A 12,586-nucleotide genomic window follows, 5' to 3' on the forward strand; every position below is an offset into this window, starting at 1 on the left:
ACGAACGTGAAACAAGAAATGCGTGAACTGATTCTCCAGCAAGTGAAGGAAGGCAAGATGACAATCGAGGAGGCGATGACGCAACTCGAGCGTCTTGAACGCCTCGAACCAGAACAAGTCCAGGCGCTAGAAGAGCGACAAGACACGGAAAAGGTCGATGCCTATTCGGTCGAATCACTCACGACGAAACTGACGTCTGCGGTAGAAGGACTCGTCACGAAGCTTCGTGACAGCGACTTCTCCTTCAGCTCGAACTTCGGACCAGAAGTGACGTATTCGAAATCATTCCCATTCACGGGTAGCGACATCTCACTCGATCTCTTCAACGCATCGGCGACCATCGTCTCGTCAGATGCGGAAGATTGTGAGCTCATCGTGACCGGTCGTCCGCTTCGCCAACAAGACGCGGACAAAGCGCTCGAACAGTTGCAATCGGCGGTCAAGCATTCCGTCATCGGGGACCGTCTCGTCGTCTCCTTGCGTGACAAGCTCGTCCGGGCCCACGTGGAACTGTACGTCCCGCACCACCATTTCAACCATCTTCATATTCAGACGTTGAACGGGGAAGTCCGTGCCGATGGTTTGGACGTCGAGAACGTCCGCGTGCAAACGGCGAACGGTCGCGTTGTCCTACATGAAGTACACGCGTCTGAACTCCTTCTCAATACCGGAAACGGGACAGTTGAGGTGGAAGGGGTCGAGGCAGAACTCGTGCACGTCCGTACCGGAAACGGGGCCGTCATCGTCGGAGGGAAGTACGATAAAGCATCCCTCAAGACAGGGAACGGCAACATCCGCGCGGAACTCGCGACAGCACGTCCGGCCAAGTTCGAACTCGCCTCGCTCGCCGGAAACATTCGACTCGTGTTGCCACACGGCGTTGAGGTGGAAGGAGAACTCGAGACGAACTTCGGGGGACTCCATTGCTTACTCGATGAACTCGAGATCATCCGTGACCGAAAAGATGTTGCCCAGCGTCGTCTCGAATTCTTGTCCGGTCGGGGTCAAACACCTCGCATCGAAGTCGAAGCGGGTACACGTACCGGTACGATCGATTTGGAACACGGATCGGTGTATACACCGTCGACTTTCCTTGAGGAAGAACAGACGGAGCCGTCGGATCCGGTCGATCCCGTCGACCCAGCCGATTTGAATAATCCGTTCCATCAACAATAAGCAAATCCCGAAGGCAGCGCCTTCGGGATTTCTTGTTTATAAATTCATTTCATACTCCATCTGTTGCCAATCCATCATCTGTGTATCAAATAGCGTGAATGCACTGACTGCGAAGACGATAAAGAGGACGGGACCGGCAATCAACAAGATGATACCGAGTAGTCGCATCGATTTCGAGCGATTCCAGTAGAAGATGATGGCGACAATCATCGAGATGAGTGCGCCCGATAAGAAGAATCCGATGATATTCAAAATGAACAAGAGCAAGACCGTCTCGTTTTTCGTCGCCGCATACTCTTTCCACATATCGATCAATGACTTAATGATGTAGATGAGCGTCCCGATTCCGATGACGAGCGCGATGAGCACGACAATCCAAAACAACGCATCCATATTTTCACCTCCTCTATTTGCCTATACCCTTCCTACGAACGCCATGTATGAAAGTTTCAACAATTTTTTGACACGTTCTTCATCACTTCCCTAACGCTTCCGAGAAAGAGCTATGATACAATAATGAGCGTGAAAGGGGCAGATACTGATGCAAAATATCGTACGTACAGCTCAAGTCGTTGAGCGTTTTAAACTTCAAGTCATTGCGGGAGAAGAGGGACTCCATCGTCCGGTCGCCACACCTGACCTTAGTCGACCAGGACTCGTCCTCGCCGGTTACTACACGCACTATGCGAAAAATCGTCTTCAAGTGCTCGGGAAGACGGAGTTGACCTTCTATGCGAGCTTATCGGAAGAAAAGCGTCGCGAGCGGGCACGGATTTTATGTACGGAATCGACACCTGGGATTTTAATCACACGTGGATTTGATATTCCGACAGAAATCGAAGAAGAAGCGGAAGCGGCAAACGTCCCACTCATGCGGACGAATGCGGTGACGACATCAATCGAGTCGCAAATCACGAACTTCCTCGAGATGGAACTTGCACCGATGACAGCGATGCACGGCGTCCTCGTCGACATTTACGGCGTTGGCGTTCTCATCAAAGGACAGAGCGGTGTCGGGAAATCGGAGACCGCGCTTGAACTCGTTAAACGGGGGCACCGTCTCGTCGCCGATGATTCGGTCGAGATCCGTCAAACGGGCGATCAGCTCCTCGTCGGTTCAGCACCGAAGCTGATTCGCCACTTGCTTGAGATTCGTGGGATTGGCATCATCGATGTCATGACCTTGTTCGGCGCAGGTGCGGTCCGTTCGCATAAGAAAATCAGTCTCATCGTCAACTTGGAGAACTGGGACGCTGGAAAAGTGTACGACCGCGTCGGGCTCGATCACAACACGATGAAGATCATCGATAGTGAAGTCCCGCTCCTCACGATCCCTGTCCGCCCAGGTCGAAACTTGGCGGTCATCATCGAGGTCGCAGCGATGAACTATCGTCTGCAAAACATGGGCATCAATACGGCTGAAGAGTTTGCGGAACGTCTCGCGAACGCGATTCAGGACACTGAAGGAGACTTGTGATCATGGTAGAACCGACATTTGATCGTGTAGCGTTTGAAATCGGGTCTCTGCCGATTTACTGGTATGGTATGATCATCGCCTTCGGGGCAATGCTCGGACTCGTCCTTGCCCTCTATGAGGCGAAACGGATTAACTATGATTCGGAACGACTCGTCGACGTCGTCATCTGGTCGATTCCAATCAGTATCATCTTCGCGCGTATTTACTACGTGACGTTCCAATGGGATTACTACTCCGAGAATCTTGGACAGATCATCGATATCCGTCAAGGCGGGATTGCCATTCACGGTGCCATCTTCGGGGCACTCCTTGTCGTCATCGTCTATTGTATGCGAAAATCGATGTCGTTCTGGAAAGTGACGGACATCTTGGCGCCATCACTTCTGCTCGGACAAGCCATCGGGCGCTGGGGGAACTTCATGAACCAAGAGGCCCATGGTGGCGAGACAACGCGTAGCTTCTTGCAAGATACGCTCATGCTACCGGATTGGATCGTCAATCAGATGTATATCGACGGGGCATACTATATCCCGACGTTCCTCTATGAAAGTGTATGGAACATCATCGGGGTCATCCTCCTCGTCGCATGGCGCATGATCGGAAACCCACGTCGCGGATACATCTTCTTGTCGTATCTCGTTTGGTATTCGATTGGTCGCTTCTATATCGAAGGACTGCGGACGGATAGTCTCATGTCAGGCGATTTGCGTGCGGCCCAAATGGTGTCGATCGTCTTGATCCTCTTCGGTATCGTCATGATGGTCCTTCGCCGCAACGCGAAACGATACAATGACCCATCAGAGAAAGGATTGTTTGATTAATGGATACGCTCTTATTTGACTTAGACGGTACGTTACTCGATACGAACCCGCTTATCATCGCCAGCTTCCGTCATACGTTCGACTATTATTTCCCGGAACATACGTATCGGGATGAGGACATCTATCGCTTCATCGGACCGACGCTCGAGAAGTCGTTCCGTGAATTGAACGAAGCAGAATGGAAAGAGATGCAGGCGTTCTATCGGAGTTTCAACATCGCCATGCACGACCAACTTGTCGCCGAGTACCCGGGTGTCATCGAAGGCTTATATCGTCTTCATGCGAAAGGGTACAAGATGGGCGTCGTCACATCGAAAGGCCGTCCGGTCGTCGAACGAGGCCTTCGGTTGTTCAAAATCGACCACTTGTTTGATGTCGTCGTAACAGCTGACGATGTCGAGAATGAAAAGCCGCACGCTGAACCGGTCGAACGTGCTCTGCAAGCGCTCGGCTCGTCACCGGAGCGAGCGGTCATGGTCGGAGATAACGATACGGACATCTTCAGCGGGAAGAACGCTGGGACGAAGACGGTCGCTGTAGGGTGGGCACTAAAAGGTCGCCCATTCCTCGAGTCACTCGAGCCGGACGTCATCATCGACTCGATGGAACATTTCGAGGCATGGCTTGACGAGGTCAGCGTCCATGCGTAAGACGAAACGGTTTCGTATCGACGGGCCGAACCCGCTTTGGCAGATGTATCGGACGATTCGCTTCCTACGTGTCTTCAAAAACACAGCGGTCGTGCTCGTCGGGCGTTACTTCCCTTCGGTGAAGGCGAAGCGGTGGTTGTACCGAACGTTTCTCGGGATGAACATCGGAGAGTATAGTGCTCTCGCCCTCATGGTCACGCCGGACGTCATGTTCCCGGAACGGATCACCATCGGTCGGAACACGGTCATCGGATTCAACTCGACGATCCTCTGCCATGAGTATCTCGTCGATGAGTATCGAATCGGAGATGTCGTCATCGGAAATGAAGTCTTGATTGGCGCGAACGTGACCATCTTACCGGGCGTGACGATCGGCGACGGTGCTGTCGTCGGTGCGGGCGCGGTCGTGCATCGCGACGTCTTGCCGGGAGAGCGGGTCGTCGGTTCGAAACTCCAGTCGCTGACACATATTTGACACAATTTTTCGCAAAATGTTTTTATGCCTCTTTTGTATAGAGACATGAAAGAATACTTGAGCGGTATCACTTTTTTTAAAAGGGATGCCGCTTTTTAATGGGAAAATGAACCGAAATGAAGGAATCATATTTTCGCTCAAAAACAATTTTTGAACCTAGTAAAAAATATTCATTATAGAGGGAATATAGTCGCAATTTTTTTTAACTTTTTCAGTTGCCCTCGTTGTTCGAGTGCGGTATTCTTATCCCTGCAACTAAAAAAAGATTTAGAGATGATGTGGAGGATTTAGAATATGGAAGCGAACTATGAAGCAGTAATGACGCTACCCGAACCAGAATCTCCGCTCGCTGCGGAGCTCCACTACTATAGAGGTCGTCGTGCGTTACGGGAAGGTCGCCTAGATGAAGCGACTTTTTTCATGGCTGAAGCGACAGCGGCAGCCACGCATCGCGTCGACTATCATAAACAGTACGCAGAACTGTTATTTGAAGTAGGGGAGGTCTACCACGCCAATGACGTGTGGAAACGAGTATTAGAGCTCGACGAGACCGCGACAGAGGCGCTCTATCATTTAGCGAGCAACTGTGCCTATGTCTCTCAATATGAAGAAGCGGCGAACTATGCATCTGAATATCTCGCACGTGACACGAAAGGTCACTACGCGGAAGCCGTGCAATCCCTTCTCGAACTAATCGAACTCGAACAAGAGCTCGAGGACGAGGAAGAAGACGAATTGATCACATGGCATTCAGAAGCGCAGCGTCAAATCGACAAAGGACGGCTATTTGCGGCAAAGGCGACGCTCGAGCGTTTAATCGGGCAGTATCCATCGTTTTGGCCGGCCTATAACAATTTATCCGTCGTCAGTTTTTACCTCGGCGACGACCAAGCGGCGTTTCGGACGCTCGAGTACGTGCTCGATCAAAATCCGGGCAACTTGCATGCGATCTTGAACACGATTCTCTTGCTGCATGAAGCGGGACAATCCGAAGCGGCGATGCAATTATCGACGCCACTCACACGTGTTCGTCCACTCCAGTTTGATTTACGTTATAAATTGGCGACGACACTCGCGCTCGTCGGTCATTATGACCGTGCGTATGAAGAGTTACGTCTATTGAAAGAACGCGGGTTTCGCGGTGACGCATTGTTCGGGCATTGGCTCAGCGTGTCTGCCTATAAGACAGGACGATTAGAAGAGGCAGCCACCTACTTGAACAAAGATGAGATGAAACGGTTCGAAGAGAAGCAAAGTTTCGATATTCGAGAAAACCTCGAGTTTCGTTCGGCGCTCGTCCAAGGACTTCGTCAAGAGACGGACTTGGCCCGGGTCGAGATCATTCGAATCATTTCTAACCTGAAAGACGATGAGGCGTTTGAAGCGCTCGCGCTGACGAACGCCGTGACAGAGAACGAGACGGTCCGTGCGTTTGCGGAAATGTGTCGTGCCGACCTCTGTCAGCAACCGTTCCAAGGAGACGCTCGTGTCAAGCGCGCGTTTGATGCCCTCGTCCTTGCCGAAGCACATGTTTCGGAAGCGGAACGGATGAGCCTAGAAGGTGATTTTTATGAACGATTTGCTACGCTTCTGTTATCGGACGAAGCATTCATGGACGTAACGGCATCGGCCGCTGCGCTCGTCTGGATGTTTTATACGAAACGAGACGCCTTGATTCTCGAGGACTGTGCGAACGCCTTCCATCTCCCGGTCGACACGTTGACGGAGACGGTTCGTTCGTTCAAACGGACACTCGAACAAGCATAAAGATAGACGATACCCATACAGGTTTCTTATACTAAAGGCAATCAATATTTTGCAGAGGTGGAATCAACATGACAGAAGAAAAAATTTATGACGTCATTATCATCGGTGCCGGCCCTGCCGGAATGACCGCTGCGCTATATGCTTCACGTGCAAACCTTTCAACACTTATGATTGAACGCGGAATTCCGGGTGGTCAGATGGCCAACACGGAAGACATCGAGAACTACCCAGGATACGACAGTATTCTCGGTCCTGACTTGTCTCAAAAGATGTTCGACCATTCGAAAGCGTTCGGTGCGGAGTATGCGTATGGGGACGTGCAAAGCATCTCGGATGAAACAGAATACAAAATCGTGCATGCGCACAACCGCGACTATAAAGCGCGTGCCATCATCCTCGCCTCTGGTGCTCAGTATAAGAAAATCGGTGTACCGGGTGAAGAAGAACTCGGCGGCCGTGGCGTATCGTACTGTGCGGTATGTGACGGAGCATTCTTCAAAGGTAAAGATTTGTTCGTCATCGGTGGTGGCGACTCAGCTGTTGAAGAAGGTGTCTTCTTGACACGTTTCGCGAACAAGGTGACGATTGTTCACCGTCGTGATGAGCTCCGAGCTCAAAAAATTCTTCAAAAACGTGCGTTCGACAATGAGAAAATTGATTTCATTTGGAACCACACATTGAAAGAAATCACAGAGAAAGACGGTAAAGTTGGTGGCGCTCGTCTCGTCAGCACGGTTGACGGCACAGAGACAGACCACGAAATCGACGGCGTCTTCATTTATATCGGTATGAACCCGATTACTGGATTCGTCCAAGATCTCGGGATCACGAACGAGCAAGGCTACATCGTCACGAACGAGGCGATGGAAACGAAGATTCCTGGAATCTTTGCTGCCGGTGACGTGCGTGATAAAACGCTCCGCCAAGTCGTCACGGCGACGAACGATGGATCGATTGCCGCTCAGAACGCTCAGCACTTCATCGAGGGGCTCCTCGAATCGTTGCAAGAACAAAACGCATGATTCAAGAAGGTAGGACTGCGGGGAACCGCGGTCCTTCTCTTTTTTTCGGACGTTCGTTATACTAGATGGAGAGAGCTACACACACGGCTCGGTTGTCAATTTTAAGGGGGCGTCAGCGAGATGGAAGATTTTAAAGGATTAGAAGAATTGATCATCATCAGCGGAATGAGCGGGGCTGGGAAGTCGGTCGCGATGAATAGTTTCGAGGATCTCGGCTATTTCTGTGTCGATAACTTGCCACCGGTGCTTTTGCCACAATTGATTGATGTCATCAGCTCGGTCCGACCGAAAATCGCGGTCGCCATTGATACACGTACGAGAGATTTTATCGATAGCCTGTTCATCGTCATCGACGATTTAGAAAAGAAGAACGTACACCCACATCTTCTGTACTTAGAGACGCGTGACGATGTGCTCGTTCGTCGCTATAAAGAGACGCGGCGGTCACATCCGCTCGCACCAGAGGATGCGCCACTCGTCGGCATCCAGATGGAGCGCGAACTGTTAGAAGGGTTCCGCGACCGTGCCCATACACTTTATGACACGAGTGACTTGAAGCCGCAGATGCTGAAGGACCGCATCTTGCAACAGTTCAACGAGGAACGCATCCCGTTCACGGTCAACTTCATGTCGTTCGGATTCAAACACGGGGTCCCACTCGATGTGGACTTACTGTTTGATGTCCGCTTCATCACGAACCCGTTCTATATCCCTGAGCTTCGACCGCTCACGGGTCAGACGACGGAAGTGCAAGATTATGTCATGTCACATCCGGAAGCGCGGGCGTTTTATAAGAAGTTGATCGATATGCTCGAATTCCTGCTTCCGCAATATAAGCGGGAAGGGAAGACGCAGATTGTCGTGGCGTTCGGTTGTACGGGTGGGAAACACCGTTCGATCACGTTCGCTGAGAAAGTGTCGGAGCATTTCGCGGAGCGTTACAACGTGAAGACGGTCCACCGTGACCTTGCCCACGCGACGAAGGAGAAATGATATGAGACGAGACCGGAAAGTAGTGGCCATCGGTGGGGGGACAGGTTTGTCCACCCTCGTCCGAGGCTTGAAGCATTATCCGCTCGACATCACCGCCATCGTCACGGTCGGGGACGACGGAGGCAGCTCAGGGCGCTTGCGCGACGAATTTCATATGTTGCCCCCGGGCGACATCCGTAACGTCATCCTGGCCCTGTCAGAAGTCGAACCATTGATGGATAAAATCTTACAGTATCGTTTCGACACGGGGTATGGCCTAGAAGGTCACTCCCTCGGGAACTTGATGCTGACGGCGGCGACACATATTTGTGAAGGCTCGTTCGTCAAAGCGATCGACGTCATGTCGCAGCTCTTGAACGCACAAGGGAAAGTGTTGCCGGTGACGGAGACGCTCATGACGCTCGCGGCGGAGTTTGAGGATGGGACGATCGTCAAAGGCGAATCGAAAATCCCGCTCCATCAGCAGCCGATCAAACGTCTGTTTTTACTCGAAGAGGGCATCAAGCCGGCCCCAGGGGTCGTGGAAGCCATCGAGTCGGCAGACGTCATCGTGCTCGGTCCAGGGAGTCTCTATACGAGTATCATCCCGAACCTACTCATCCCAGATGTGCGAGAAGCCATCGTCCGTTCACAAGTCCCGGTCGTCTATATTTGTAACGTCATGACACAACCGGGCGAGACGAAGGGCTATGACGCCATGAAACATTTAAAAGCCATCGAAGCCTATCTCGGGAAGGCGTCGATTGATACAATCGTCGTCAATAACGAGCCGATTGATGAAGACTATTTGGAGCGTTACCTCGAGGACGGGTCGGAAGAGGTCCGCTTCGACCGGAAGAAGCTCCGAAACTATGGAACGAACGTCCTGGCAGGAGATATCGTCGATTACAATCGGGATTATATCCGTCATGACTCCGACGCCATCGCCGGACTCGTCATGCAACGGGTGCTTCGAATCAAGAAGCCGCGCTCGTTCCAGCAGTTAGAATTGAAATAAGAATTGTTCGAAAGACAGAAAGGAGGGGGACTCGATGAGCTTTGCATCAGATGTGAAGAAAGAATTGACACAACTTGAAGTGAATGACGCCGAGGCGAAAGCGGAATTGTCGGCACTCGTTCGGATGAACGGGGTCATCTCGCTCGCCCTAGGACGAGGCATGACGCTCGACGTCTCGACCGAAAACGCCTCGATCGCCCGTCGGATGTATTCGTTGATGAAACGTCTCTACGACCATCCATTAGATTTGTTCGTACGGAAGAAAATGCGTCTGAAAAAGAATAACGTCTACATCGTACGAGTGTCACAGCACGCAGAGACGATGCTCCGTGACCTCGAGATTCTCGGGGAGCACTATGAGATGATCCGGACGTTGAACTCGGATATGACACGCGACGAGAACTTGGCACGCGCCTACTTGCGTGGGGCTTTCCTCGCCGGAGGATCGATCAACCATCCGAAGACGTCGTCGTATCACCTCGAAGTCTACAGCTTGTATGAAAACCATAACCAGGCGCTACGCGATCTGGCGAATCGGTTCGATTTGAATGCGAAGACGCTCGAGCGGAAAAAAGGGCACATCCTCTATATGAAGGAGAGCGAGAAGATCTCAGACTTCCTCAAGTTAATCGGTGCGACACGAGGAATGCTCGAATTTGAGGATGCGCGCATCATCAAGGACATGCGCAACTCCGTCAACCGTCTCGTCAACTGTGAGACAGCCAACTTGAACAAGACGGTCGGGGCGGCGTTACGCCAAGTCGAGAATATCAAGTTCTTGGAGCGGACGGTCGGACTCGATGTCTTGCCGAAAAAGCTTCGGGAAATCGCCGAACTGCGTGTCACGCACCAAGACGTCTCGTTACAAGAACTCGGGGAGATGCTCGAGTCAGGACCGATCTCGAAGTCTGGAATTAACCATCGACTTCGCAAAATTGACCAAATTGCTGAGCGTGTGCGGAGCGGCGACGAGATCGCCTCATCGTGACGCGGTTGCACCAAAACCATTCTTCCTATATAATAAGCAACTGGAATAGGTTTACTGAATAGGAATTAAAGGAGCTTCATCACTATGTCGAATGAAAAGAAAAGATTATCGCTCACGATTGACGCTAAGCTCGACCAAGTCATCACGGAGCGCGCAAAAGAAATCGGAATTCCGAAGAGTGCACTCGTCACGTTCGCAACAAGCCTTCTCTTGAACCAGCTTCGTGCAGAAGAGTTGTTGAACGGAGATAAGAACGCGATTTACGAAGTGATTCGTAAAGACTATGAATTGCTCACGAGCGTGAAAAATCTAGATACGAAATAATCAGGTTGACTTCGGTCAGCCTTTTTTAGTTGCATCTCTCTCTGAAATTTGGAATAGTGGTGGTAATGAATTTGAACGGAGGTCGATCGAATGGGTCAAATCTTACTCATCCTATTGCTACAACTTATCTACGTCCCGGTGCTCACGCTCCGGACAATCATGCTCGTGAAAGGGAAGACCGTCATCGCGGGTCTGTTCGGGACGCTTGAGACACTCATTTACATCTTCGCACTCGGAATCGTATTCCAAGATTTGACGACGCTCGGTATGATCGTGTACGCAGTCGGGTTCGGTCTCGGGATTTTACTCGGTGGCTATGTCGAACGTAAACTCGCCATCGGCTACAACATGATCCAAGTTCACACGAAAGAATATCCGGCAGAGCTCATTCAACAGATGCGCGACAACGGTTACGGGGTGACGCATTACCAAGGACAAGGTCGAGATGGTGTCCGTTATCGTCTAGACGTCTTGGCAGCCCGTACACGGATGAAAGAATTGCGTGAACTTGTCGAGAAGCATGAGCCGAAGGCGTTTCTCGTCGCATTCGACCCGATCGACTTTAAAGGCGGCTATATGATGAAAGGATTGCGTCGTCCGAAATGACGCGTAAGACTCACAGAAGTGGGTCTTTTTTTGTTGGAGTAGGGATTTTCCTGCACGATAGGGAATGAGTGAGGAAAGGAGATGAGACCGTGAAGCGTAATCGGCGTTTTTGGATTGTATTGATTGGGTTACTTGTCGGCATAGGGGTGATTTATGTCGCCGTGTCTTGGTTCAGTGATGGGGACGACCCTGTCAAACCGCCGCTGCCGACGGTTCGTGTCGGCTCGGTGACGGCGGAAGTAGAACAATCGACGTATTGTTGGGAAGCCGGCAGTCGTGCGACGTGCGCCGACTATGGCTTGCCGGAAGCGGATGACCTGCAACTCATCACGGTCAAACCGGGTGACGCGATTGACGTTGTCTACCATGCTGACCCGATGGAATCGAGTTTCTTTCAAATAGAGGACGGAGAGCTCGTCCCGGCTGAACCGGTCGTACCAGACGAACCCGGTATTTATCTATATGAGGTCGGCGGGGAATGGACACAGGGCGACAGTCGATACGTCTTCGGTGTCCGAGTACCTGAAAATTAATGGTTGACCTGCCTCTTAGGGACGACTGTACAGTGAAGATAGGAGGTGGGAACACAGTGATTCCGATTGGAAGAGTGGCGCATGTGACTGGATTATCGGTCAAAGCCATCAAATTTTACGAAGGGCGCGGGTTGATTGAACCGACACGATTGGACAACCAGTATCGGATGTATGGGATGGAAGAGATTCGACGGTTGAGTGAAATTAAACGATTACGTCAAATCGGGCTCAGTTTAGAGCAGATTCAGTCCGGAGAGTCGACTGAGACGCTACTTGAAACACGGTTACATGAAGTCAGGACAGAAATCGAACAGCTTTGCCGAATCGAGAGACAGATTCGGTCGATGCAGTCAGGAGGGGATGACATGAACATTCGATATGAAACATTACGCGAACCGATTATCGTCTATGGATATGGGAGTACGTTAGAGGAAATCCCGAAGGTGTGGGCGAGACTCCAACCAGAATTGACGACAGATGAGTCATACGGCGTCTGCCTCCCGCATGAGAACGGTTATGTGGCTGGTATGACGAAGCCCGTGAGTGGGGAAGGATCGCGACAAGTCGAACTGACCGAAGGAAACTATATCGTTGCGACGGTCGAAGGGGGTATCCCGATGATTCCTGAAACATACGAACAACTGTTAAACGTTTCGGACGTGACGCTTCGCGATGCCGTCGACTTTGAACGTTACATTCATGGTCAGGCAGGGGCGGATGACATGATTGAAGTCTGGATGCCAATCGAATAGAAAAA

The 12,586-nt window shown here is 51.3% G+C and carries 15 protein-coding genes; 14 read left to right on the plus strand and 1 reads right to left on the minus strand.

Annotation, left to right across the window (positions count from 1 at the left end; genetic code table 11):
* The first annotated feature begins 6 nt into the window (after positions 1 to 6).
* Complete coding sequence (locus ON063_RS07860) at positions 7 to 1,176, plus strand: DUF4097 family beta strand repeat-containing protein (protein WP_214785851.1); 1,170 nt, start codon at positions 7 to 9, stop codon at positions 1,174 to 1,176.
* A 36-nt stretch (positions 1,177 to 1,212) separates the two neighbouring features.
* Here the strand turns inward: ON063_RS07860 and ON063_RS07865 are convergent, their stop codons facing one another.
* Positions 1,213 to 1,569 carry a hypothetical protein gene (locus ON063_RS07865; RefSeq protein ID WP_214693574.1) on the minus strand — a complete coding sequence of 119 codons (357 nt, stop codon included), beginning with the start codon at positions 1,567 to 1,569 and terminating at the stop codon, positions 1,213 to 1,215.
* A gap of 148 nt (positions 1,570 to 1,717) precedes the next feature.
* Between ON063_RS07865 and hprK the strand changes: the two genes are divergently transcribed.
* The 13 genes from hprK to ON063_RS07930 all read left to right on the plus strand — a co-directional run bounded on the left by hprK (position 1,718) and on the right by ON063_RS07930 (position 12,581).
* The gene (gene hprK, locus ON063_RS07870) at positions 1,718 to 2,653 is read left to right on the plus strand and encodes an HPr(Ser) kinase/phosphatase (protein ID WP_214693573.1); all 936 of its coding nucleotides are present in this window, start codon (positions 1,718 to 1,720) and stop codon (positions 2,651 to 2,653) included.
* 2 nt (positions 2,654 to 2,655) lie between these two features.
* The gene (gene lgt, locus ON063_RS07875; RefSeq protein ID WP_274664765.1) at positions 2,656 to 3,474 is read left to right on the plus strand and encodes a prolipoprotein diacylglyceryl transferase; all 819 of its coding nucleotides are present in this window, start codon (positions 2,656 to 2,658) and stop codon (positions 3,472 to 3,474) included.
* Complete coding sequence (gene ppaX, locus ON063_RS07880; protein WP_214693572.1) at positions 3,474 to 4,124, plus strand: pyrophosphatase PpaX; 651 nt, start codon at positions 3,474 to 3,476, stop codon at positions 4,122 to 4,124. The genes lgt and ppaX overlap by 1 nt, the downstream gene beginning before the upstream one ends.
* Complete coding sequence (locus ON063_RS07885; RefSeq protein ID WP_214746036.1) at positions 4,117 to 4,599, plus strand: acyltransferase; 483 nt, start codon at positions 4,117 to 4,119, stop codon at positions 4,597 to 4,599. The genes ppaX and ON063_RS07885 overlap by 8 nt, the downstream gene beginning before the upstream one ends.
* Before the next feature lie 294 nt (positions 4,600 to 4,893).
* Positions 4,894 to 6,366, plus strand: a complete 1,473-nt coding sequence (locus ON063_RS07890) for a tetratricopeptide repeat protein (protein ID WP_274664766.1) — start codon at positions 4,894 to 4,896, stop codon at positions 6,364 to 6,366.
* Positions 6,367 to 6,434: 68 nt separating this feature from the next.
* Positions 6,435 to 7,388 (plus strand): thioredoxin-disulfide reductase, encoded by a 954-nt coding sequence (gene trxB, locus ON063_RS07895; protein WP_074033640.1) that lies wholly within the window; start codon positions 6,435 to 6,437, stop codon positions 7,386 to 7,388.
* Between the two features lie 120 nt (positions 7,389 to 7,508).
* Entirely contained in the window at positions 7,509 to 8,381 is an 873-nt protein-coding gene (gene rapZ, locus ON063_RS07900; protein ID WP_074033636.1) for an RNase adapter RapZ, read from the plus strand.
* Between the two features lies 1 nt (position 8,382).
* Positions 8,383 to 9,378, plus strand: a complete 996-nt coding sequence (locus tag ON063_RS07905) for a gluconeogenesis factor YvcK family protein (protein WP_224861729.1) — start codon at positions 8,383 to 8,385, stop codon at positions 9,376 to 9,378.
* Between the two features lie 34 nt (positions 9,379 to 9,412).
* On the plus strand, positions 9,413 to 10,366 hold the full coding sequence (whiA, locus tag ON063_RS07910) for a DNA-binding protein WhiA (protein ID WP_074033630.1): 954 nt from the start codon (positions 9,413 to 9,415) through the stop codon (positions 10,364 to 10,366).
* A gap of 84 nt (positions 10,367 to 10,450) precedes the next feature.
* Positions 10,451 to 10,690 carry a CopG family transcriptional regulator gene (locus ON063_RS07915; protein WP_074033629.1) on the plus strand — a complete coding sequence of 80 codons (240 nt, stop codon included), beginning with the start codon at positions 10,451 to 10,453 and terminating at the stop codon, positions 10,688 to 10,690.
* Between the two features lie 90 nt (positions 10,691 to 10,780).
* Positions 10,781 to 11,296 carry a DUF2179 domain-containing protein gene (locus ON063_RS07920; protein WP_074033625.1) on the plus strand — a complete coding sequence of 172 codons (516 nt, stop codon included), beginning with the start codon at positions 10,781 to 10,783 and terminating at the stop codon, positions 11,294 to 11,296.
* Positions 11,297 to 11,385: 89 nt separating this feature from the next.
* Positions 11,386 to 11,829, plus strand: coding sequence for a hypothetical protein (locus ON063_RS07925; protein WP_274664767.1), 444 nt, complete (start codon positions 11,386 to 11,388; stop codon positions 11,827 to 11,829).
* Between the two features lie 56 nt (positions 11,830 to 11,885).
* The gene (locus ON063_RS07930; protein WP_214746053.1) at positions 11,886 to 12,581 is read left to right on the plus strand and encodes a MerR family transcriptional regulator; all 696 of its coding nucleotides are present in this window, start codon (positions 11,886 to 11,888) and stop codon (positions 12,579 to 12,581) included.
* Positions 12,582 to 12,586 lie beyond the last annotated feature (5 nt).

The sequence above is a fragment of the Exiguobacterium sp. B2(2022) genome (genome assembly GCF_028823655.1).
Lineage (GTDB): Bacteria > Bacillota > Bacilli > Exiguobacteriales > Exiguobacteriaceae > Exiguobacterium > Exiguobacterium aestuarii_A.